At 52.9% G+C, this 21,332-nt stretch carries 20 protein-coding genes and 1 tRNA gene; 14 read left to right on the top strand and 7 right to left on the bottom strand.

Going from position 1 to position 21,332, the window contains the following annotated elements; genetic code table 11:
• Nucleotides 1-3 precede the first annotated feature (3 nt).
• Entirely contained in the window at nucleotides 4-1,065 is a 1,062-nt protein-coding gene (locus ACZF99_RS17225; RefSeq protein WP_483606295.1) for a GerAB/ArcD/ProY family transporter, read from the top strand.
• 68 nt (nucleotides 1,066-1,133) lie between these two features.
• Here ACZF99_RS17225 and ACZF99_RS17220 read toward each other — a convergent pair whose 3' ends face one another.
• The 4 genes from ACZF99_RS17220 to ACZF99_RS17205 all read right to left on the bottom strand — a co-directional run bounded on the left by ACZF99_RS17220 (nucleotide 1,134) and on the right by ACZF99_RS17205 (nucleotide 5,456).
• On the bottom strand, nucleotides 1,134-2,237 hold the full coding sequence (locus tag ACZF99_RS17220) for a Gfo/Idh/MocA family protein (RefSeq protein ID WP_483606294.1): 1,104 nt from the start codon (nucleotides 2,235-2,237) through the stop codon (nucleotides 1,134-1,136).
• Nucleotides 2,237-2,968, bottom strand: a complete 732-nt coding sequence (locus ACZF99_RS17215) for a ThuA domain-containing protein (RefSeq protein ID WP_483606293.1) — start codon at nucleotides 2,966-2,968, stop codon at nucleotides 2,237-2,239. The genes ACZF99_RS17220 and ACZF99_RS17215 overlap by 1 nt, the downstream gene beginning before the upstream one ends.
• A gap of 363 nt (nucleotides 2,969-3,331) precedes the next feature.
• On the bottom strand, nucleotides 3,332-4,492 hold the full coding sequence (locus ACZF99_RS17210; protein WP_483606292.1) for a Gfo/Idh/MocA family protein: 1,161 nt from the start codon (nucleotides 4,490-4,492) through the stop codon (nucleotides 3,332-3,334).
• A 136-nt stretch (nucleotides 4,493-4,628) separates the two neighbouring features.
• Nucleotides 4,629-5,456, bottom strand: a complete 828-nt coding sequence (locus ACZF99_RS17205; protein WP_483606291.1) for a helix-turn-helix domain-containing protein — start codon at nucleotides 5,454-5,456, stop codon at nucleotides 4,629-4,631.
• Nucleotides 5,457-5,606: 150 nt separating this feature from the next.
• Here ACZF99_RS17205 and ACZF99_RS17200 point away from each other — a divergent pair, with 150 nt between their 5' ends.
• The 3 genes from ACZF99_RS17200 to ACZF99_RS17190 all read left to right on the top strand — a co-directional run bounded on the left by ACZF99_RS17200 (nucleotide 5,607) and on the right by ACZF99_RS17190 (nucleotide 8,765).
• Nucleotides 5,607-6,650: a YkvI family membrane protein gene (locus tag ACZF99_RS17200; protein WP_483606290.1), complete on the top strand. Its 1,044-nt coding sequence runs from the start codon at nucleotides 5,607-5,609 to the stop codon at nucleotides 6,648-6,650.
• A 250-nt stretch (nucleotides 6,651-6,900) separates the two neighbouring features.
• Nucleotides 6,901-7,596, top strand: a complete 696-nt coding sequence (locus ACZF99_RS17195; RefSeq protein ID WP_483606289.1) for a TetR/AcrR family transcriptional regulator — start codon at nucleotides 6,901-6,903, stop codon at nucleotides 7,594-7,596.
• Entirely contained in the window at nucleotides 7,593-8,765 is a 1,173-nt protein-coding gene (locus ACZF99_RS17190) for an Acg family FMN-binding oxidoreductase (RefSeq protein ID WP_483606288.1), read from the top strand. Before ACZF99_RS17195 ends, ACZF99_RS17190 begins: the two co-directional genes overlap by 4 nt.
• 13 nt (nucleotides 8,766-8,778) lie before the next feature.
• Here the strand turns inward: ACZF99_RS17190 and ACZF99_RS17185 are convergent, their stop codons facing one another.
• Nucleotides 8,779-9,264 (bottom strand): CBO0543 family protein, encoded by a 486-nt coding sequence (locus tag ACZF99_RS17185; RefSeq protein ID WP_483606287.1) that lies wholly within the window; start codon nucleotides 9,262-9,264, stop codon nucleotides 8,779-8,781.
• Nucleotides 9,265-9,282: 18 nt separating this feature from the next.
• Here ACZF99_RS17185 and ACZF99_RS17180 point away from each other — a divergent pair, with 18 nt between their 5' ends.
• From ACZF99_RS17180 to ACZF99_RS17160, 5 genes are all read left to right on the top strand, one after another.
• Entirely contained in the window at nucleotides 9,283-9,687 is a 405-nt protein-coding gene (locus ACZF99_RS17180) for a copper amine oxidase N-terminal domain-containing protein (protein WP_483606286.1), read from the top strand.
• A 219-nt stretch (nucleotides 9,688-9,906) separates the two neighbouring features.
• Nucleotides 9,907-10,869 carry an FUSC family protein gene (locus ACZF99_RS17175; protein WP_483606285.1) on the top strand — a complete coding sequence of 321 codons (963 nt, stop codon included), beginning with the start codon at nucleotides 9,907-9,909 and terminating at the stop codon, nucleotides 10,867-10,869.
• 147 nt (nucleotides 10,870-11,016) lie between these two features.
• Nucleotides 11,017-12,012 carry a helix-turn-helix domain-containing protein gene (locus ACZF99_RS17170; protein ID WP_483606284.1) on the top strand — a complete coding sequence of 332 codons (996 nt, stop codon included), beginning with the start codon at nucleotides 11,017-11,019 and terminating at the stop codon, nucleotides 12,010-12,012.
• Nucleotides 12,013-12,149: 137 nt separating this feature from the next.
• Nucleotides 12,150-12,941 (top strand): SDR family NAD(P)-dependent oxidoreductase, encoded by a 792-nt coding sequence (locus tag ACZF99_RS17165; RefSeq protein ID WP_483606283.1) that lies wholly within the window; start codon nucleotides 12,150-12,152, stop codon nucleotides 12,939-12,941.
• 143 nt (nucleotides 12,942-13,084) lie between these two features.
• Nucleotides 13,085-13,837: a stalk domain-containing protein gene (locus ACZF99_RS17160; protein WP_483606282.1), complete on the top strand. Its 753-nt coding sequence runs from the start codon at nucleotides 13,085-13,087 to the stop codon at nucleotides 13,835-13,837.
• Between the two features lie 277 nt (nucleotides 13,838-14,114).
• On the opposite strand, the gene ACZF99_RS17155 is transcribed toward ACZF99_RS17160, so the two are convergent.
• Nucleotides 14,115-14,188, bottom strand: a tRNA-Pro gene (locus ACZF99_RS17155).
• Between the two features lie 223 nt (nucleotides 14,189-14,411).
• On the opposite strand from ACZF99_RS17155, the gene ACZF99_RS17150 reads away from it, so the two are divergent.
• The gene (locus tag ACZF99_RS17150; RefSeq protein WP_483606281.1) at nucleotides 14,412-15,299 is read left to right on the top strand and encodes an ROK family protein; all 888 of its coding nucleotides are present in this window, start codon (nucleotides 14,412-14,414) and stop codon (nucleotides 15,297-15,299) included.
• Between the two features lie 173 nt (nucleotides 15,300-15,472).
• On the opposite strand, the gene ACZF99_RS17145 is transcribed toward ACZF99_RS17150, so the two are convergent.
• Nucleotides 15,473-16,465, bottom strand: a complete 993-nt coding sequence (locus tag ACZF99_RS17145) for a LacI family DNA-binding transcriptional regulator (RefSeq protein ID WP_483606279.1) — start codon at nucleotides 16,463-16,465, stop codon at nucleotides 15,473-15,475.
• Nucleotides 16,466-16,719: 254 nt separating this feature from the next.
• Here ACZF99_RS17145 and ACZF99_RS17140 point away from each other — a divergent pair, with 254 nt between their 5' ends.
• From ACZF99_RS17140 to ACZF99_RS17125, 4 genes are all read left to right on the top strand, one after another.
• A complete protein-coding gene (locus ACZF99_RS17140; RefSeq protein ID WP_483606278.1) occupies nucleotides 16,720-18,033 on the top strand; it encodes an ABC transporter substrate-binding protein in 1,314 nt (437 codons plus the stop codon).
• Between the two features lie 85 nt (nucleotides 18,034-18,118).
• Nucleotides 18,119-19,000: a carbohydrate ABC transporter permease gene (locus tag ACZF99_RS17135; protein ID WP_483606277.1), complete on the top strand. Its 882-nt coding sequence runs from the start codon at nucleotides 18,119-18,121 to the stop codon at nucleotides 18,998-19,000.
• On the top strand, nucleotides 19,000-19,824 hold the full coding sequence (locus tag ACZF99_RS17130; protein WP_483606276.1) for a carbohydrate ABC transporter permease: 825 nt from the start codon (nucleotides 19,000-19,002) through the stop codon (nucleotides 19,822-19,824). The genes ACZF99_RS17135 and ACZF99_RS17130 overlap by 1 nt, the downstream gene beginning before the upstream one ends.
• On the top strand, nucleotides 19,824-21,323 hold the full coding sequence (locus tag ACZF99_RS17125) for a glycoside hydrolase family 32 protein (RefSeq protein WP_483606275.1): 1,500 nt from the start codon (nucleotides 19,824-19,826) through the stop codon (nucleotides 21,321-21,323). Before ACZF99_RS17130 ends, ACZF99_RS17125 begins: the two co-directional genes overlap by 1 nt.
• The last annotated feature ends 9 nt before the right edge of the window (nucleotides 21,324-21,332 follow it).

The raw sequence follows: 21,332 nt of genomic DNA, 5'->3' as shown, positions 1-21,332 counted from the left end.
CAAATGTTCATACTTACGTTTGGATTGACCGTCGGCACGTCCATTCTCGTCACGCCGGCGGGTCTGACCCATATGGCCAGGGAGGACGCGTGGCTCGCTTCCCTGATCAGCTTATTGATCAATTTGCTCATGATTGCTTTGTATATCGTCCTTGCCCGGCTTTATCCCGGGAAAACGTTGTTCGAAATCAACGAGGCGGTCCTGGGAAAATGGCCGGGCAAACTGATTTCCCTGCTTTACCTGTTTTATTTCTTGATCCTAACGGGGACGCTGCTGGGGAATCTGAGTTTTTTCCTGTCCAGCGAATTGATGCCGGAAACGCCGACCGAAGCCACTCAAATCTTGTTCCTGGCGGCGGCGGTGATGAGCGCTCGGTTGGGTACCGTCATTTTGGCAAGGTTTGGCGAATTGATGTTTCCCTGGATTATGATGCTATTTCTGATTCTTGTATTGGCGCTGCTGCCGCAAATCGATTGGAACCATATCAAACCCGTCCTGGAAGACGGATTTCCGCCCGTTGCCCGCGCGGGAGTTCACTCCGCGATGTTCCAGGAATTGATCGTCCTGTTCGCGTTCTTTCCGTTGGTTAAGGAGAAAACAGGCAGGGAGGCGAGCCTTTTGGGCGGCACTTTGCTCGGAGGATTGACGCTTGCCGTTATCGTGCTGCTCGGCGTGCTGGTATTGGGCATCGAACAGGCCGAAAACGCCACATTCCCCACGTTTGCATTGGCCAAAACGATCAATGTCGGAAACTTTTTTCAGCGCGTGGAAGTTATTTTGATTACGATTTGGATCCTGACGTTTTTTGTGAAGATCTCCCTGCTGTTCCATTCCATCCTAATCGGATTGAGAAGTGTGTTCGGTTTGCGTGAACCGCGCTTGTTGATCCTGCCCTTGGCGGTGCTGTTTATGTTGGTTGCTTGGCATACGTACACCAATACGGTTTACGTGGCCGATATCATCCAGCGGGTTTGGGCCGGATACGCGATGCTGCATCTTCTGTTGGTTCCGTTTGCGCTTTGGCTGATCGGTTATGTCCGAAGCCGGATTCGAAAAGAGGGATAGAAGCACAAGAGGGTGCCCTCAAATAAGGTGGGGACACCCTCTTGTCTGCGCCGGAACCAGGTGGTTTCTTAATCCAGCGTGTATGGCGTAAGATTCGTCGGCAACGCGGCCGGCGGCGTGCAGGTGCTTCGCATTTCGTAGTAGCTCCCCGCGTCGGAAGCGTCGTGGAAGCCCCACATCGCCTCGAGCACGTGGTAGGCTAGCTCGCCGCTGGCGCGGTGCGGTCGACCCTGCAGCAGGGCGCTGGCCATGTCGGCCGGACCGATGCCGCGGCTGTTCTCGGCGTAGCCGGGAAGCAGCGGCACCTCGGTCCAGGCTTCCTCGCCGATCCGGCGGAGCTTGACCGGGCCGCCGAAGGAATTGGGATCCGGCACGAGCAAGGTGCCTTCGGTCCCGTGGATTTCGATCGGCGGGAGCGTGCTTCCGCCGAAAATATCGAAGCTGGTAGTCAGCGTCCCGATCGCGCCTTGCGCAAATTCCAGCAAGCCCGTGACATGGGTCGGGACCTCGACTTCAATCGATTGGCCGTACTTCTTCTCGCTGGTGATCGTACGCCGGTCCAGCGCCTTGCCGGTCATGCCGGCGATCCGTCTGATCGGGCCCAGCAATTGAATCAGGGCGGTGAGATAATAGGGGCCCATATCGAACATCGGCCCGCCGCCCTTAGCATAATAGAACTCCGGATCCGGATGCCAGAATTCGTGGCCGCGGCTCATCATGAACGCCGCTGCCGAGACGGGTCGGCCGATCGCGCCGTCTTGAATCAGCTTCAGCGCCGTCTGGATACCGGCGCCGAAGAACGTCTCCGGCGCGCTGCCGACCATGAGCCCGCGACGGCGGGCCGCTTCGAGCACGGCCAAGCCTTCCTCGCGGGTCACTGCCAGCGGTTTCTCGACGTATACATGTTTGCCGGCTTCCAGCGCTTTCAGGCAAACTTCGGCATGTGCCGCCGGAATGGTCAGATTGATCACGATCCGAATATCGGGATCCTGCAGCAGCTCGTCAACCGTGCAGGCCCGGGGGACGCGATACCGTTCGGCTTGCTCCCGCGCTCGGTGGATGTCGAGATCGGCGCAGGCCGCGAGTTCGAGCATCTCGAACTTCGCGCAATTTTCCAAGTAGATCCCGCTGATTTTCCCGCAGCCGATAATACCTACCTTGATTTTGTCCATTATTGGCTATCCCCCATGCCCGTATAGTTGTTCCGGCTCCGCACGCTCCCGTCCTGCGATTCCAGCGCAAGCCGTTTGCCTTCGGCCGCCCACAGCATCCCGCGGGTCATCATTTCCTTCACCGGGGGCAGGTCAACGATATCGGCGTGATGTCCCAGCGAATTATAATACACTCGTCCGACGCCCCAGCGCTTGGTCCACGCCACCGGCATATCCACCGGTTTGTTGAGGCGGTGAGGGCCGTCGATGACCGGGAAGCGGGTGGTGGCCAGCACCTCGACGGCGGGATCGACATGCAGGTAGTACTGCTCCGTCTGTACGCGGAAGTCTTCAATCCCTTCCACCAGCGGACTGGAATTGGCGATGATTTCGACCTTGTAGTCCACTCCGTCGTTGCCCGGGTGGGCGACCCATTGTCCGCCGGTCATAAATTGCCAATCGACGTTATTCCGGAACGAATCGCACATCCCGCCATGACAGCCGGCCAGACCGGTTCCGGCCTGCACCGCCGTCGACACATTATTCACCAGCTCCTGGGCGATGGTTCCCATCGTCCACACCGGTACGATCAAATCGAGCCCCAGCAGCTTCTCCGCGTCGGCATACGCCTCCAAGGTATCGGAGATCTCCACCTCAAAGGCATGCTCCCGCAGAACGCCGGCGAAAATACCGGCCACCTGTTCCGGCTCGTGTCCATCCCAGCCGCCCCAGACGATTAATGCTTTTTTCATCTTTATGTTCCTTCTCTCTTATAGGGTTGTTCAACAAGTCAACTTCGGTTCACGATGTGTGTCCCGGAGAAGCGAGCAGTTTAATGATGCCAGCTAACGGACACCAGAGACGTTATTGATCCTCGTTTGAGCAGTTGCGAAATCTAACGGACTGAGGCGACCTTATTTCGGGTAGAAACGGCCAAAAGTATACCATATGAGCCCAATAAGGCCTCTGGAGTCCGTTACACCGGGAAATCGTCGGGAAAAGGACGAATAAGGGCGCTACGGTCCGTTGCTAGAATCGGGGGCAGTTTACAGTGCTGCGAGCGTTAGCTCTGAGGCCAGTCACATACCGCATCAGCCCGCTCCCGAGCCTTCGGATCACATCTCCGAGATCTCGACCCAGCGCCGTTCCGCAACCGAGCGCTCGACCGCTTCCAGCACCGCTTGGCACTGCACGCCTTCGCGGAAGCTTGGCATCGGTTGGCGGCCTTCGCGGATCGCCGAGGTTAGTTCGAGCATCTCGTGCGTAAACGTGTGCTCGAATCCGATCGTATGCCCCGGTGGCCACCAAGCTTCGGCATAGGCATGCGCCGGGTCGGTCGCAAGCACGCGCCGGAAGCCTTGAACATCGGCTTCATCGGAGGTGAAGTACACCTCAAGCTCGTTCATTCGCTCGAAATCGAATTTTACGCTGCCCAGACTGCCGTTGATCTCGAACGCATTCGTCGAGCGATGGCCGGCGGCGAACCGCGTCGCTTCAAAGCTGCCCAACGCACCGCTCGCGAACCGGGCCAGGAACAGCGTGGCATCGTCGACCGTCACCGGACCTTTCGGCGCGTCCGCGCTGCTCTTGGCGCTGAGGCCCGTCATGTTTTCGGCCAGCGGCCGTTCCTTGATAAACGTCTCGCTCATGCCGATCGCTTCGCGAATATCTCCGACCAAATAATGCGCCAGGTCGATCAAGTGGGCGCCGAGGTCGCCGTGCGATCCCGAACCGGCAACGTCCTTCTGCAGCCGCCAAACGAGCGGGAACGACGGATCGAGAATCCAGTCCTGGAGGAACCTGGCCCGGAAATGATAGATCCGGCCCAATCGGCCGCTTTGCACCAGCTCCTTGGCCAATTGGACTGCCGGCGAGAAGCGGTAGTTGAAGCCGACCATATGAGCGACGCCGGCCGCTTCAGCCGCGGCAAGCATTTCCCGGGCATCCTTCAATGTAAGCGCTAACGGCTTCTCGCAAAAAATATGCTTGCCCGCCCGGGCCGCCGCGAGCGCAATTTCTTTGTGGGCGTCGCTGGGTGCATTGATGTCGATCAGGTCGATATCGTCCCGGGCGACCAGTTCCCGCCAATCCGTGACGATTTCGCGCCAACCCAGGTGATTCGCCGCTTCTTGCACCGCCTCCTCGTTGCGGCCGCACAATACGGCCATCTCCGGTTTTAAGGCCCCGGGGAAAAACATCGGCAGCGCCCGATAGGCGTTGCTGTGGGCTTTGCCCATAAACTTGTAACCGATCATTCCGACACGCAGCGAGTTCATCGAATTCCTCCGTTTCGCGGGTAGGGTAGATACTCTCAATTCAAGAATTATTATAAATAGATTGCCCGGATTTCTCTCGCCAGTTTATGCCGAATGCTGGACAAAATATGCACTTTCCGATTTTTTGCGCGATAGGTCAGTTTTCCGGACGGCGCAGGCTGGAGGGGATGCACCCCCGAAGTTCCTTAAATACGCGGTTAAACGTGCGAATGCTGCTGAATCCGCTCTCCAGAGCGATTTCCATGATGCTGAGATCGCTGGTCAGCAATTGATGCTCGGCGCGCAACACCCGAACCGTATTGAGGTAAGTTTTGAAGTTCATGCCGATGGCGGCCTTAAAGGAACGGCTGAAATGGGAAGGTTCCATCGAAAAACGCTCCGCCATGACCGCAACGTTCAGTTCCTCGTGGTAATGGTCTTCGATATAGGACAAAATTTGCTGCATCCGTGCCCGGCGGGATTCGTACTTCTCCTTGGTGGAACGGTCCATCGGGAAGATGTCCACGTATCTTTGCAGGCTTCCGAACAGCTCTAATATCCCGGCTTTCAGCAGCAGCGGGAAGCCGGGGCGTTTTTCGCGTTTTTCCCGGATCAGCTTCTCCAGCCCCGTTTTCACCGTTTCCAGCCCCGGGGTATTCGCAGGAATATAAGGCGAAGCGAAGCGAAAGTCGACCGGCCAGCTCTTGGACATCGTAATCCATTCCGGTTTGCAGATGAGAATGATGATCTCCGACTCCAATCCCCGGCTGTCGAAGTAATGGATTTCGTTGCTGCCGCAAATCACCATGTCGCCTTGCCGAAGCAGGCGGCTTTCTTCGTTGACGCCGATTCGGATCGCGCCGGATGCGACATAGATAAATTCGATTTCGGCGTGAAAATGGGGATAAAACGTGATATTGGTGCTCTGGTAGATGTCCATCGGAAGCCCGGGATCCAGTTTCCAGTTTTGATAGAACGATTTCACGTGGCTCACTCCGCATCGTTGAGATGGCTATACCTCCTAAATGTACTGCATCTGGGCGGGAGAATCCTCTTTTTTATTTCGAGAATAGAAGGAAGAGCTTGGACATAGGATGAAACATGCGTTATAAAAAATGGTAATTATGGAGGATATATGAATGTGCGGTGGGGCCAAATCTTTCAAATCGCCGTAACCTATATCGGTACCGTTGTGGGTGCCGGTTTTGCATCCGGACAATCGATCATGCAGTTTTTTACGTTGTACGGCCCGGTCGGGGCCGCGGGCATCGTCGTGACGACGCTGCTGTTCATCTGGCTGGGGACGAAAATGATGATTTACGCTCATCGGATTCAGGCTTATTCGTACCAGGAATTTAACGATCATCTGTTCGGCCCCCTGTTTGGGAAGATCGCCAATCTTATGACTTTGCTGATCCTGCTTGGAGTTACCGCCGTGATGTTGTCCGGCACCGGTTCCATATTTGCCGAGCAGCTTCGCCTCCCCTATCAATTGGGCATCTTGCTTAGCATCGTTATCAGCTATCTGGTCATGACGAAGGAAATGAACGGCATCGTCATAGTTAATGCGCTCGTCGTACCGATGATTCTTCTGTTTACGAGCTTGATTGCATTCCGGGCCATTCAACCGGAAAGCCTGCTGAGGATAAACGACTGGCAGTTGCAGCAGTTGGAGGGTTTCCGTTGGGTGCTGAGTCCCTTCACCTATGCGGCCCTCAACTTCGCCTTTATCCAGGCGGTTATGGTTCCGCTCGGCAGCGAGATTAAGGATGAGAAAACCTTAAAATGGGGCGGTATCTGGGGCGGCATCGGACTCGGGGCGATGCTGTTGATCTACCACTTTGCCTTGAATTCCCGGATGCCTGAGATGCTTGGCTACGACATACCGATGGCTGAAATCGTCCGCGACCTGGGACCGTTCCTTCATGTCCTGTTTTTGCTGGTGATTTACGGAGAGATTTTTACGACGCTGGTCGGAAACGTGTTTGGGGTCACAAGACAACTGCAAAGCCTTTACAAAGTACCCAAAAACGCGACCCTGCTCGCCGTTTTGCTTGCTTGCTTTTTGATCAGCCAGGCCGGCTTTGCCTCCTTGTTAACGTACCTGTATCCGTTGTTCGGCTATGTCGGCATGTTGCTGCTCCTTCTACTGGCGTTCCGGCGCTTGCCGAAGCGTTAATTCTTGCCTACCGGAAACCGAGCATTTCCCGAGCAATAAATCTCCGGTCTTGGCCCATTTGTTTCGGCCATGAGTCCAACGTTAGATTATAGCCGCTGCCCCTCCTTCGGGAGAGGGCTTTTTGGCGTGCGAGTCCGCTGCCCTTTCGTTGAAGCGGGAAGAGTTGACAGGAAATAAAAGGAAGCTATAATAAAAAAGTAAACTGATAGTTTATTATTTTTCACTTGCGTGCAAATGAAGGGGGAAGCCAATGGGTACCCAAGAGCGCAGACAAAAGGCGCAGGAGATGCGCAGACAGGACTTGATCGAGGCGGCGGAAAGGGTCTTTTTCGCCAAAGGCTACGCTGCCGCCACGATGGACGACGTCGCCAAAGAAGCGGAGTTCAGCAAAAGAACGGTGTACATTTACTTTAACAGCAAGGAGCAGCTTTATTTTGAAATCATGACACGGGGCTACAGGCGATGGCTCGACATGCTGAAAGAGGATATGGAGAGTGGGGACTTTCCCGACGCGATCGGAGAGATCAAGCAAATGGCCGCAACGTTATATCGCTTCAGCCGGGCATATCCGAGCTATTTTCAAGCGATTATGGAATACGAAAACGGGGAACTCGATTTCCAAAAAGGAATTCCGGACCCGTCCCGGGAAGCGTGTTACGAGCTCGGCGAACAGGTTATGCGGAGTTTGATCGGTTCCTTGAAGAAGGGCGTTGCGGAAGGCTCACTGCGCCCCGACTTGAATCCGGAGAAGACGGCGCTTGTATTATGGGCCTGTGCCGTAGGCGTTTTTAATACCGCGCGCAAAAAAGAAAACTATCTTCAAAGCTACTACGGGACGACGTCGGAGGAATTGATCGCGGAAGCTTTTGACCTGTTGATTCGTTCGATTCGGGCCGGGCAAGGAGCAAACGAACCGATGAGCCGAAAGAGGGGGGACGATGAATGATCATGACCATCGCCGGAATCGGCACTTTGCTGGCTGCGGCTTTCGCCGCGCTGCTGTTGATCAGCGGGATCGGGATGCGCCGGAGGTATCTTGAACCTTGGCAGCGGCATTACTCGCAGCAGTTTGACGACCCGCGGGTTCGCCTGGCGGCTCACGGGCTGCTTGCGGCCAGCGGGCACAATATGCAGCCGTGGCAAATCCGGCTTGATGCGAACGACCCGCGGGTGTTTGATCTGCACGCCGATTCGAATCGTATGACTCCCGAGGTGGATCCCCGATCCCGGCAAATGCTGGTCACGCAAGGCACCTTTTTGGAGTATGTGCGCATTGCCGGATTGCGTTCGGGTTACGAGACGGATATCCGATTGTTCCCGGAAGGGGAATACGATGAGGGGCATTTGGCGGCCAGCATGGACGCGAAACCGGCGGCTCGCCTCACGCTGACCGAAATCGCGCCGCAAGCGGAGCCTTTCTATGAGTTCCTGTTCTTGCCGGATACAAACCGGGGAGCGTACGGGCCGGGCGCGCTAGCCCCCGAGGCCATCGCGTTGCTCGAAAGCATAGGGGACGATGCCGGAGTGCAGGTGGTTGTTTTCCAGAATGCGGATGATCTCCGGAGGCTTGGAAGCTATGCGGTTCGGGCCGCACAAGTCGAAGCCGGCGTAAGCCGCGTGATGCAAGAAACGGAAGACATCTTTCGGGCCAATGAGCGCGAGAAGAACCGCTGCCGTTTCGGCTTCTCCGTCGAAGGCCGAGGGACCCGGGGCGCGATGCTTCATCTGTTGCAGGGGATGGTGACGTTGTTTCCTTCGCTGAACGCCGGCCAAGCCGCGGCCGATATGTTCGTGAAGTCCACCGAAACCTCGGTGGAAGGCACGTCGGCTTATGCCATGATCATCACCCGCGACAATTCCCGAACCGCGCAGATCTTAAGCGGAAGGGGCTACAGCCGGATGATTCTTGAAGCGCACCGGTTGGGACTGGCCGTTCAACCGCTTAGCCAGGCGTTGGAGGAGTATCCTGAAATGCAGGCGTTATATGACGGGATTCATCGCGACTATGCGCCGGACGGCGGTACGATTCAGATGCTTGTCCGGATAGGCCGTCCTACCCGGGAAGCCCCGTTAAGCATGCGGCGCGATGTCATGGATTTGATGAGGGTCAGATAGGCGGTGGGGGCGGTTAATGCCCGGAGGGTCCTTGGTGCCCGCTCCGGGAGACGAATAATCGCGCGTGCAAGCGGGAATAGCCGTAGACGGCCCCCAGCGCCAGGAGATAGGACAAGTAGGTCCAGCCGATATTCCATCCGTTCCCGTATTGAATCTTGTCCAGACAGACGTATACGAATTCGGCGCCGGTCAATAAAGCGGCAAAAGCCGCGATCATCAGGGCGGCATTGAACCGAAACCGGGTGTGGAAAATGGAGTAAAGGATCCAGCCCGCCACGATCGGATAGATCCCGAGATTAAACGGGATCGTGGTTACGGACTCCATGTGATCCGGATGCAGCTCCCACCATTTCTTATAAATGCCGAAGTCGTTGAACAGCAGCGACATGAACCCGCCCGAAGGAAAGGCGAGCAGCATCGCTTTTTTGTCCCGATAGATCAGGAAAGCGCCGGCAATCCAGGGAACGAGGAATCCGGCGATGATGTTGATCAGCAACATGATCACCCCACTAGCAGTATGTCCAGATTTTGGGCTCTCCACGACAAAACCGCAATCCCTACTCACAAAAAATCGTCTTTAACCCTGAAAGTCAACGGTCAAAAGGTCATGCTAAAAAATGATCCGGTCATCGTTCAAAATACGAACCTGGTGCCCCTTCGGGAGTTAGCCGAGAGCCTGGGTGCAACTACAACTTGGGATCGGGAAACCCAAACCGTCGGTATTATCAAAGGCGACGATAAGATCACGTTAACGATCGGGAGCACGAAGGTTTACTATAATGGTGTTGCCGATACTTTAAACGCGGCTCCCCAAGTGATCGGCGGAGTAACCTATGTTCCCGCACAAGCCGTAGCCAGAGGACTCAACGCGAGCTTAAGTTATGATAAGCAGTCGGATACTTTGGATATCGGCAGCGAGTAGTTCGAACCAGGGCTTTGTATGAGTAATCGTACAAAATCGGATGGCTGATCCGACATCCCGGTTAAGTTCTTTGAAATTGTTTGAATATTTCATGAAAGATATCCAATCTTCTCCGAAAACGGCCGTTCGCTAGTACATAATGGGTTGAGGCCGGATGAACCTATCTTATATAATACGGTTCTGAGTTCAGGTTCTGAATTTAATTAGGGGTTGATTCGTTTGAAATGGACGATCGGTTTGCGCAACGCCAAGACGGGTTTGGCTATATGCATCTGTGTCATCATAGCGTCGTTGCTGCACCTGGAGTATCCTTTTTACGCGGCGATCGCTACAATTATTTCGATGGAAAATTCAGTAACCAACTCGTTCACGGCAGGGAAACACCGGACGATGGGGACGTTCGTCGGGGCGATCGTCGGCGCAGGGTTTGCCATGATCGAACCGGGAAACGCGGTTTATTGCGCGATCGGCGTCATCTTGGTGATATATGTATGCAATTTGCTGAAATGGAATAAGTCGATTTCCATCGGATGCATCGTGTTTTTAGCCATTATGCTCAATCTCCAACCGGGCGAAAGCCCGATCTTTTACGGCATTAACCGGATTACGGATACGCTGATCGGCATCGCCGTCGCCGTGGTCGTCAATCTGGTCGTTTTTCCGCCCAAACATGAAGCCGGCTTGGAAAAAGCGCGGAAGGTCGTCGCCAAACGGATGGCCGATTTATTCGGGCAAATCGCGACATGCCGGGAAACCGTCGATTTGAAGAGCTTTCGCGCAGAGCTGGACAGTCTGGTGAAATATTATCAGCTGTGCAAAGAGGAGTTCCACCTGACCAAACATCTGAACGATTCAATGGATCAAATCGGCGAGGAAATCGATTCGTACCGCCAGATTTATGAGCATCTGGTCATCTTGCGGCGGCTCATTGACGAACATCGCCCGTTGCTCCGGGAAAGCGAAGAGTTCCCGGATTTCGCTCCGGATCAAGGCGGAGGTCAGATGCCAACGGGAGCTTCGACGGGGCCGGAATACACGAACGAGGAGATGCGGCAAAGAATCGAAATCGTATACGCGTACCATGTGGATTGGGTTTATGCCGAGTTGCAGAAGCTCGGACTGCCGCTGCCGCTAAAGGAACGGGTCCGCTGGCAAGCGAAGGCAAAATATAAAGTATCGTAAGCGCAAAGCAACCTCAGGCGAGGTTGCTTTTTTTTGCAGCGGCATAGTACAATGACGTTCGTCCTAATGAAGATAGGGCGAACGTGCATTGTATATCCATGTGCTAACCGGATAAATAGGCTAGCGACTAAAGGAGATCCTGACGCAATGAAATCTGACCTTATAAACATCCCTCCGGGATTTTGGGCGGGGGTGCAGCAATTAGGGATCGCCCCTTGCGCCGTCGTGCGGAAAGCGAAGCTGTCGCTCAGCCTCATGAAGGAACCGGCTGCAGTCGATGCCGCTCAATATTCCAGCATCTGGCAGGCCTATGCCGACCTTGTCGGTGACGCTGCCTTGGGCATCACCAAGCTAGTAACCGCTTTTGAATCGGCGCAATATCCGCCGACCGTTTTGGCAACTTACCATGCCCGCGATTATCGTGACGCCCTTCACCGAATGACCCGTTACAAACAACTGTGCCCTCCGGAAAGCCTGCGTTTAACCGAAGAGAGCGAGAGCGGTATTTTGGAATTGGGAGGCTCGCCCCATTCCCCCTCCGCACCGCCCGTGCTGATCGGAATCACGCTGGCTTTTCTGCTTGAGCTTGGGCGTCGGGGCACGGGCCATCCTATCTCCGCCCGTTGTGTGGAATTGTCGTCCTTCACGGGCGACGCAACCCCACTGGAAGCTTATTTCGGATGCCCTGTTCGAACGGGTTCAAGCCAAAACCGCTTGACGCTGCATCGGAGAGATCTGGACCGCCCCTTCAAATCATACAACCAGGAATTACTGGAGATCCTGACTCCCGTATTGGACCGATCATTGGGTGAACGCGCCCGCTCCATTTCCGAGAAGGTCAAGCGGATTTTGAAGCGGAACCTGACCGGAGGACGTTTGGATATCCGCTTGGCGGCCTATGAGTTAGGTATGAGCGATCGTACCTTGCAACGACGTCTCGCGAACGAAGGCACGACCTTCAAGAAGCTGCTAAGTCTGGCCCGGCAGGAACAAGCACGGGAATACTTGGCGGATCCCAAGTTGAATATCGAAGAAGTGGCTTTTCTGGTAGGATACGAAGACCAAAACTCGTTTTACCGGGCTTTTCGCTTATGGGAAGGCGATACGCCATCAAATTGGCGTTCCAAATTACTTGGCGGCTAAAACAAGAGATTTGGCGTCGTACGCTAGTTACCGGACGATCCGAACCCAGTAAACTAATCCCTAGCCGGAGCGCAGGAGCGTTCCGGAAATCACATCAGAGCGGTTTGTCGTGAATAACAATAAAGGAGATATGCAGGATGGATATGGGATTATTCAACAAAACAGCCTTAGTGACCGGATCGACGAAAGGGATCGGAAAGGCCATCGCTTTTGAACTGGCCAGAGAAGGCGTCAATGTCCTTGTGAATGGTCGGAATAAGCAAGAGGTTGAACGGACCGTACATGAATTGAAGGCGGAGTTCCCGGCGACCTCGCCTCAAAACGCTCAAGCCGATATTGTGGATGTGCGGCAAAGAGAGGTTTTATTTGAACGACATCCCAATGTCGACATTCTGATCAACAATATGGGCATTTATGAAATCATGTCCTATGAGGACGTAGACGACGGGGTGTGGGAAAAATACTTCCGGACGAACGTGCTTGCCGCGAACGGATTATCCAAGTTCTATTTGCCCAACATGTTGAAAAACAATTTTGGACGCATGATCTTTATGGCAAGCGAAGAAGCGGTGATGCCTTCAGGACAAATGCCCCAGTACTGCATGACCAAATCTATGTTGTTGTCGTTGTCCAAAAGCATTTCCAAACTCACGAGAGGAACGGAAGTTACGTCCAATACGATTCTGCCGGGCCCCACACTTTCCGAAAACGTGCATCAAATTGTTGACAGCCTGTATCCTGATGAGATGCCGTTTACGGAAAAAGAGAAGAAATTTATGGCCGCGAACCTGCCGCAATCCGAGTTGCAGCGGTTTATCAAGCCGGTTGAAATTGGCAGATTAGCCGCATTCTTATGCAGCCCCTATGCTTCCGCATTTAAAGGTTCTCCAGTCCGTATGGATGGGGGCATGGTGCCTACCATTTTTTAATGTCCTGTGCCGGGCGGTAGCCCCTCAATTTATTTGGCTCCTGAAAAGGGTGAAACTTGATTCATTGTAGAATATTTGAAAATAGAATATCATAGTAAACTGAAATACATAATATGTCGAAAGGAAAGGAACGGTGGAGTTTTTTGAAGAAAAAAGTAATTGCAGTTGGATTGTTTGGTGTAGTGCTACTGTCTTTTACGGCTGGGGCTTCTGCAGCATCGACGTTGGAGCGAATTTCAGCAAATCTTAATCATGGGATCACTTTTCTCTTAAATGGATCGTCATGGACACCTAAAGATGCAAATGGCAACAAGGCGACTCCGATCAGTTATCAAGGGACTACATACGTACCATTGCGGGCCGTGGCCGAAGCAACGGGCGCTGAGGTAACCTTCGATAGTGCCAAGCAGCAAATCGTGCTTGAAACGGGAAAAGGGGGCTCCGGTTCCGAGGAGGCGGCTACTGGCGTCAAGGTGTCGTTTAGTAGCGACAACGTTTCACATGTGCAGATTGGTATTGATAAAAGCGGAGTAACCCGCAACAAAGAAGATCTTTTATTTGGAGAAACACAGTATGAAGCGGCATTTACAGTCAGCGAGGTGAATGTTGCGGGTGCAGAATTTGGCTTTAAAGTAAAAGCTGGCGCGAAGAAAATGGGAATCCTTCTTGGGTATAAGGCAAATGAGGAAGATGTAAAACGAACGGCGAAGTACACAATCAAGGATTCTACGGGTCAAACCCTGGCATCCGGTCAAATCAAAGACGGAACGGTGGAAAGTAACGAAATTGTGGTGCCCACTGGTGAGACGGAATTCACTGTTCATTTTGAGTCGGGCAGCACAAGCAGTAAAGGCGCAGGATTTTTGATCTGGGACGAGAGCTGGACTGAAAACTGAGCCTAAAGTGAACACAACATGACGCTAATTTGCTCACCGAGCATAGAAAAAGGCGAGATGAACATGCACAGTTGCAATTATACGGCTTGAAACCCGTAACTCTTCTCGCCTTTTATCTGCTATGACTGATTCTTAATTTGTATTTTCATTGTATCCATTTGGATTTCATGAAGTTAGTCATACCAATTCGGCACCATATTAGTTAACAATCAAACCAGCAGGCGGTTTTCTACAAATCAAAAAATAAAAAACCCTTGATACACAAGGGTATGATCAATCGAGACGACAGGATTTGAACCTGCGACCTCTTGCTCCCGAAGCAAGCGCTCTACCAAGCTGAGCCACGTCTCGTAAATGGGAGTGATGACAGTTAGTTATTTTACTCGGATTTGCTGCTTTTGTAAAGAGATAATTTTAGAAAAATGAGGCGACGGTTTTGCTACTGGAAGCTAAGTACTGGAAGCTAAGTGATAGTGCAAAAGATGACAGTGTGTTATAATCCCTTTCGGAATTATTCCTGGGGGGACGCGATTTAGTAATTTCGCCCTGACTAGCTAAAGGAGGGACAAGCTACGTGAAAAGGCTGGGTGCGATTGAAGCGGGCGGAACCAAGTTTGTGTGCGGCGTAGGGACGGAAGCGGGAGAGGTGCTGGATCGGATCAGTTTTCCGACGACAACGCCGGAGGAGACGATGATGCGAGTGCTGGCTTATTTCCAAGGCAAAGAAGTGGAAGCGATGGGGATCGGTTCATTTGGTCCGATCGACCCGATTCCGGGAAGCAGCACATATGGATTTATTACGACCACGCCCAAGCCGCATTGGGGCAATTATAATTTGGTGGGAGCCGTCAAAGCGCATTTCGATATCCCGATCGGTTTCGATACGGATGTGAACGGAGCGGCTTTGGGCGAAGCCCGTTGGGGAGCCGCCAAGGGATTGGACAACTGTCTGTATATTACGGTCGGAACCGGCATCGGCGCGGGGGCTGTCGTGGGCGGTAAATTGATCCACGGTTTATCCCATCCCGAGATGGGGCATATCGTGGTTCGCCGGCATCCCGATGAGACGTATGCGGGCGCCTGCCCGTATCACGGGGATTGTTTGGAAGGGTTGGCCGCCGGACCGGCGATTGTCAATCGTTGGGGTGTCGGCAACGGGGCGGAACTGGCGCCGGATCATCCGGCATGGGAGATGGAAGCCCATTATTTGGCGCAAGCACTGATGAATTACATATTGATCCTCTCGCCGGAGAAAATCGTGATGGGCGGCGGCGTCATGAAACAGGCCCAACTATTCCCGCTGATTCGCCGGAAAGTGCAGGAACTGCTGGGAGGTTATGTGCAGCACCACAATCTGGTCGACGGCATCGACAGTTACATCGTGCCGCCCGGGCTGGGTGACAATGCCGGATTGAGCGGGGCGCTTGCTCTGGCCGATCTGGCGTTGGATAACGCATTGTGATGAACAAACAAAGGCCGTCCGGAGTTGATCTCCGGCGGCCTTTGCCATGCTAGGCGATAGGGAAAAAGGGCGTTGTTTTCGCGCCGAGGAGGCCAAAAACAAAGCGGATCTGTTTGACAAAATTACACCATATCATTCTGCTATTCGATATTAATTGGGCTTGCGCTCTTGCGTCAAGTCGTCTCCCCAACGATCAACTCCACATCGACTATGGTGGTATTGTTAATTTCATCATGTTTGTTTTCAATCAGTTGGATCAGCGTACCCAGCAGCATTCGGCCGATCCGGTCGATCGGCTGTTTGATGGTCGTTAATTTCGGATTTTGCAGCATGCGGGTAAAGCTGTGATGGTCATAACCGACGATTTTTAGCTGTTCGGGCACTTTGATGCCTTTTTGCTGGGCATAAATATAAAGGGCGTATGCCACGATATCATTACTGCAAAAAACGCCATCATATCCGGACAATTCGATCGAGGACAATTCATGGGTGATAAAATCCCAGAAATAATCGAAAGTCAGTTTGTTGCGGGCTCCCTGAACGAAGTCGTATTCGATTCCGTATTTCATGCAGGTGAGGGCGAAAGCGTCTCCCCGCCGGTTTGACAGCATATCGAGATCTAGGGGCCCCGAAATATGCAGGATCTTCTTGCAGCCTCGTTTGATCAGATGCTCGGTTGCCAGCTCGCCCCCTCGGTAGTTGTCCGAACCGACGCACGGGATGTTGGGCGAAATCATCCGGTCAAAGGACACGATCGGAAGCGTCGCCTTCTTGTATTGTTCGATATCCAGCGTATGGCTGCACATGATGATCCCGTCCACCTGATTTTGCCGGAGCATGCTGATGTAATTGGCTTCCTTTTCGGGATCGTCGAGCGAATTGCATACAAGCACTTTGTAGTTTCGTTCATTGGCCTGGATCTCGATATATTTGATTAACTCGGAAAAAAACGGATGATTCGAGTCGGGCACAATGACCCCGATGAAAAAGGTTTGGCTTCTTTGCAAAGCCCTGGCGATTTGATTGGGATGATAATCCACCGCCGCCATGGCCGCTTCCACTTTTCTGCGGGTCTCCTTGCCGATATAGCCGCGGTTATTGATCACCCGCGATACGGTCGTGACGGAAACTCCGGCCTTTTTGGCCACATCTTTTATACTTGACATTAAGATCATCCCTTTGCAGTTGTTGCCCCCGTTTTTAAATTCTATGGTGGAGGCTTAAATCCTTTTTAACTATATCACTAATATGATAACGTTACCATGTTTTTATGGTTTATACGTCATGTTTTTTCTTTATATCCTTGTTTGATATAGATTCATTTATATGAAAACGTTTGACATAAAATCAAAAAGTAATATAATAGTCCATGAGCTCATTATCAAACCGATCTCAAAAAATGCAGACTGGGGGAACAAAAATGAAGAAGTGGATGTCTCTTTCCATCGCCATGGCGCTGCTTGTTACGGTGCTGTCGGCTTGCGGAGGAAGCGGCAAGGAAAGCAATGAAGGACAGGGAGTGGACGAAGCGGCCGGCAAGCCTGTTGATATTACGGTTTTGGTTGGCAAAGAGGAAATCGCCAAGCCGTTTGAAGCAATGGTTAAGGAGTACAATGAATCGCAGGATAAAGCCAAATTGACGATTATCCCATTATCCGGGGCGAACGGCTACGAAAGAATGACTACACTGTATGCGGCGAACAATGCTCCGACCGTGATCAGCATCGGCCAGGAGTTGCCGCTGATGAAGGACAAACTGTTGGATCTGACGGATCAGGAATGGGTCAAGAACGCTTCGGCAGGCACCTTGGATTACGCTACGCTTGACGGTAAGGTGCTAGGGATGCCGATGTCCGTGGAGGCGTTTGGGTTTATTTATAACAAAGCCGTTTTGGATAAAGCGACGGGCGGCAGCTTCGATCCTTCAACCGTCAAAACTGTAGACGACTTGAAAGCGCTTTTTGAAAAAGTCAAAGCCAGCGGCGTTGCGCCGATCACGGTCACTCCTTTGGACTGGTCGCTTGGCGCTCATTTCGCCAATATTCTGTTCACCAACCAATCATCGGACCGCGATGCGCGCCACAAGTTCCTTGAAGATATGAAGAGCGGTACGGTCGATCTCGCCAACAATGCGGTATTCAATAGCTGGATGGACACTTTTGATCTGATGAAGGAATACAATACGGCGAAGGATGCTCCGCTCGCCGCGCAATACGACGAAGCGCCGCTGCTGTTGGCCGACGGAGGCGCGGCGATGTGGTTCATGGGCAACTGGGCTTATCCTCAAATCAAGGAAGCCGATCCGGACGGCGAATACGGCTTCCTGCCGGTGCCGATCAGCAACAATCCCGACGATTACGGCAACAGCCAAATTTCGGCCAGCGTCTCCTTGTACTGGGCTATCGACAAAGAGCAATCCACTCCGGAACAACAGGCTGCGGCCAAGGATTTCCTGAACTGGATGATCGGCAGTGAGAAGGGTCAGGATTATTACGTCAATCAATTCAGCGCAATCCCTGCGTTCAGCAATTTCCAGATTCAACCGGAAGACAGCCTGTCGCAAGCGGTATTGTATTACATGGACAAGCAGCAAACGCTGGAATGGATGAACCTCTACTTCCCGCCGGACGGTTTTCCGACCATGGGGGCGGCGCTGCAGAAATATTTGACCGGCGCTATTGACCGGGCCGGCGTCGCCAAAGAGTTTGAAGATTACTGGAAAAAACAGAAATAACACAACATGACACCGGAGGGGGGAGGCCGTTTGGCTTATCCCCCCGCCGTATATTGAGAGCCCTTCTTGGAGGTCATCCAAAAATATGTATAACGAGAAAACTTGGATAGGTAAATGGAAAGTGTTTGGGTTGTTTGCTGCCGTCCCGTTGTTTGTGTTTACTACCGTCATCATCCTGCCTTTTTTGGCCGGTTTGTTCATGACGCTGACAAACTGGCAAGGAACGGGCGGCTTTGAATTTACGGGGCTAAGCAATTATGCATCCGCGTTGCAGGATTCCGTGTTTTGGAACTCTATGTGGCTGACGCTCCGTTACGTATTTTTCACGCTGATTCTGACCAATGTAATCGGGTTTGCTCTTGCATTGCTTGTCACCAGCGGACTTCGCAGCCAGAACTTTTTCCGTGCCGGCTTTTTTACGCCGAACCTCATTGGCGGGATCATCCTCGGGTTTGTCTGGCAGTTTATTTTCACCAAGGTGCTCGTGTATGTGGGAAGCGAGCTTCATCTCGGCATCTTCTCCTCGTCCTGGCTTGCCGATCCCGGCACCGCCTTCTGGTCGCTGGTCGTGGTTGGCGTCTGGCAGAACGCGGGATACATGATGCTGATCTATATTGCCGGATTGACCGGCATTTCCGAGTCGCTTACCGAAGCGGCCAATCTGGACGGAGCCAGCTACTGGAAACAACTGACGCGGATCCGTATCCCCTTGATGGTTCCTTCTTTTACGATCAGTCTGTTCCTGACGCTGCAGCGCAGCTTTATGGTCTACGATACCAACCTGTCCCTGACCAAAGGAGGACCGTTCCGTTCCACGGAAATGATCGCCATGCACGTGTATAACGAGGCGTTTGTCTATCAAAATTATGGTCCCGGTCAAGCGAAGGCGTTCGTTTTGTTTTTGATTGTCGCCGCGATCGCCATCCTTCAGGTCAGAGCGATGAAAAAGGTGGAGGTGGAAGCCTGATGAGCGGCAAGGCCGGGAAGAAACTGCTGTTGTTTATTGTAAGCGCGCTGATGCTCGCTTTGTTTATTTTTCCGTTGCTGATGATTTTGGTGAATTCGTTAAAGCCTCGACTGGATATCGTCCGCGATCCGCTAAGTTTGCCCGGAAGTCTGAATTTCGGCAACTACAAAGAGGCATTTGAAACGATGAATTTTTCGCACGCGTTGCTCAATTCTGTGATCGTTACGGTCCTTTCCGTCGTGCTCATCATTGTGTTCTCGTCCATGCTGGCTTATTTTCTCGTGCGCTGGAAATGGAAGATCAACAATTACATTCTGATGGTCCTCGTATCGTCCATGATCATCCCGTTTCAGGCAGTGATGATCCCTTTCGTTTCGATCTACGGCGATCTGAACATGTTGAACAGCAAATGGTGGTTGGCTTATTTTTACCTTGGCTTTGGACTGGCGATGGCCACCTTCATGTTCCACGGTTTCGTAAAAGGGGTTCCCAAGGAGCTGGAAGAAGCGGCATTGATCGACGGGGCAGGGAAATTGCGGGTGTTTGCCCAAATCGTATTTCCGATCTTGAAGCCGATCTCGACGACGTTGGCGATCCTGGACGTATTGTGGATCTGGAACGATTTCCTGTTGCCGTCGCTGGTGCTGATCTCGGAAAACGACCGTACCTTGCCGTTGTCCACGTTTTATTTCTTCGGTAAATACACGTCGGATTATGGAGTGGCGATGGCGGCTCTGGTATTGTCGATGATTCCGGTGATTTTCTTCTATCTCTTCATGCAAAAACAAATTATTCGAGGCGTCGTTGAAGGAGCAGTTAAGTAATGTCATATGAACCAACGGATTTTTCGAGCGATTCCATAGCCAGGGCAGAAGCGTATCTGGAGCAGGTGAAGCCCGCGGCTGAAGAGAGCCGGTGGAAGCCGAAATATCATCTCTCCGCGCCGGCCAATTGGCTGAGCGATCCGAACGGATTTTGCCTCTATCAGGGAGAACATCATTTGTTTTATCAGCATCATCCTTACGCTCCCAAATGGGGGGATATGTTCTGGGGGCATGTGAAAAGCCGGGACCTGGTGCATTGGCGGCATTTGCCCATAGCGTTGGCTCCGGATGAGGATTACGACAAGGACGGATGTTTTTCCGGAAGCGCGATTGAAAAGGACGGCAAGCTGTATTTGCTTTATACCGGAAATGTCTGGACCGGATCGGACTGGACCCGAGACTTGCTTCAGGTGCAGTGCGCGGCGGTTAGTGAGGACGGGATTACCTTCGCCAAGCTGCCGCAAAATCCGCTGATAAAAGCGGCTCCCGCGGGTGACATACACCCTTGCCATCTCAGGGATCCCAAAGTGTGGAGGCAAGGAGAAACCTATTACATGGTGCTGGGCTCTCGCAGCCGCAGTGATCGGGGGCAGGCTCTGTTGTACCGCTCCGCCAATTTGCTCGATTGGGAGTTTGTCAGTGTGTTGGCGCAAGGCGATGAACGTTTGGGTTTTATGTGGGAGTGTCCCGACCTGTTCGCCTTGGAAGACAAGCATGTCCTCATCGTTTCGCCGGAAGGCATGAAGCCCGAAGGCGATCTGTACCACAACAAAAGCCAATCAGGTTATATGGTTGGACATTTTGATGAAGTTCGGGGCGTATTTGAACCTGGCGATTTTCACCTGCTGGACTATGGATTTAATTTTTACGCGCCGCAGACTACGCTGGATGACCAGGGGAGACGCGTGATGATCGGCTGGATGTCCTCATGGGATGAGGAAAAGCCCGAGGGGGCGCACCAATGGGCCGGAACGATGACGATCCCGCGGCTGTTGATGCTTAAGGGAGAGAAACTGTGCAGCACACCTCTGCCCGAGCTGGAGAATCTGCGGAGGAAGCATGTCGGCCATACCGATATTGCTCTGGAGAATGAAGTTGTGCTGACTGGTGTTTACGGCAGCAGCGTGGAATTGGAGATCGCCGTTCGGGCTGGCGCGGATTCGGTTTTCGGCCTGAAGTTCGGTTGCAGCCGGGACGGTGCGGAGGAAACGGTATTGACCTTTAACGGGCCGGAAGGAAACTTGGTTCTGGACCGTACTCGTTCCGGAGAAGTGGCGAGGGGAATCCGCAAGGCCCCGGTGAAGCTGCAGGACGGTCGGCTGATTCTGCGCGTTTTTATCGACCGGTCCTGCGTTGAGATCTTCGTCAATTTCGGGGAACAAGTCATGAGCGCCAGGTTTTACCCGGGAGAAGCTTCCGACGGAATCGTCTTTTTCGGCGACGGCTCGGCCGTGCTGGAAAAGCTGGACAAATGGGAAATAGACAGCTGCTGGCTGTAGAAAATAAAT

This window comes from Paenibacillus sp. JL3B1040, assembly GCF_057063165.1.
Note: the sequence above shows the minus strand (reverse complement) of the source record. Positions and strands in the feature narration are given on the sequence as shown.

Bases quoted from the DNA above. Each gene is read 5' to 3' on its own strand.
- ACZF99_RS17165 (WP_483606283.1), top strand. From the start codon at position 12,150: ATGGATATGGGATTATTCAACAAAACAGCCTTAGTGACCGGATCGACG.
- ACZF99_RS17190 (WP_483606288.1), top strand. From the start codon at position 7,593: ATGATCATGACCATCGCCGGAATCGGCACTTTGCTGGCTGCGGCTTTC.
- ACZF99_RS17200 (WP_483606290.1), top strand. From the start codon at position 5,607: ATGAATGTGCGGTGGGGCCAAATCTTTCAAATCGCCGTAACCTATATC.
- ACZF99_RS17225 (WP_483606295.1), top strand. From the start codon at position 4: ATGTTCATACTTACGTTTGGATTGACCGTCGGCACGTCCATTCTCGTC.
- ACZF99_RS17130 (WP_483606276.1), top strand. From the start codon at position 19,000: ATGAGCGGCAAGGCCGGGAAGAAACTGCTGTTGTTTATTGTAAGCGCG.
- ACZF99_RS17140 (WP_483606278.1), top strand. From the start codon at position 16,720: ATGAAGAAGTGGATGTCTCTTTCCATCGCCATGGCGCTGCTTGTTACG.
- ACZF99_RS17220 (WP_483606294.1), bottom strand. From the start codon at position 2,237: ATGGACAAAATCAAGGTAGGTATTATCGGCTGCGGGAAAATCAGCGGG.
- ACZF99_RS17180 (WP_483606286.1), top strand. From the start codon at position 9,283: ATGTCCAGATTTTGGGCTCTCCACGACAAAACCGCAATCCCTACTCAC.
- ACZF99_RS17185 (WP_483606287.1), bottom strand. From the start codon at position 9,264: ATGTTGCTGATCAACATCATCGCCGGATTCCTCGTTCCCTGGATTGCC.
- ACZF99_RS17195 (WP_483606289.1), top strand. From the start codon at position 6,901: ATGGGTACCCAAGAGCGCAGACAAAAGGCGCAGGAGATGCGCAGACAG.
- ACZF99_RS17125 (WP_483606275.1), top strand. From the start codon at position 19,824: ATGTCATATGAACCAACGGATTTTTCGAGCGATTCCATAGCCAGGGCA.
- ACZF99_RS17135 (WP_483606277.1), top strand. From the start codon at position 18,119: ATGTATAACGAGAAAACTTGGATAGGTAAATGGAAAGTGTTTGGGTTG.
- ACZF99_RS17170 (WP_483606284.1), top strand. From the start codon at position 11,017: ATGAAATCTGACCTTATAAACATCCCTCCGGGATTTTGGGCGGGGGTG.
- ACZF99_RS17215 (WP_483606293.1), bottom strand. From the start codon at position 2,968: ATGAAAAAAGCATTAATCGTCTGGGGCGGCTGGGATGGACACGAGCCG.
- ACZF99_RS17145 (WP_483606279.1), bottom strand. From the start codon at position 16,465: ATGTCAAGTATAAAAGATGTGGCCAAAAAGGCCGGAGTTTCCGTCACG.
- ACZF99_RS17210 (WP_483606292.1), bottom strand. From the start codon at position 4,492: ATGAACTCGCTGCGTGTCGGAATGATCGGTTACAAGTTTATGGGCAAA.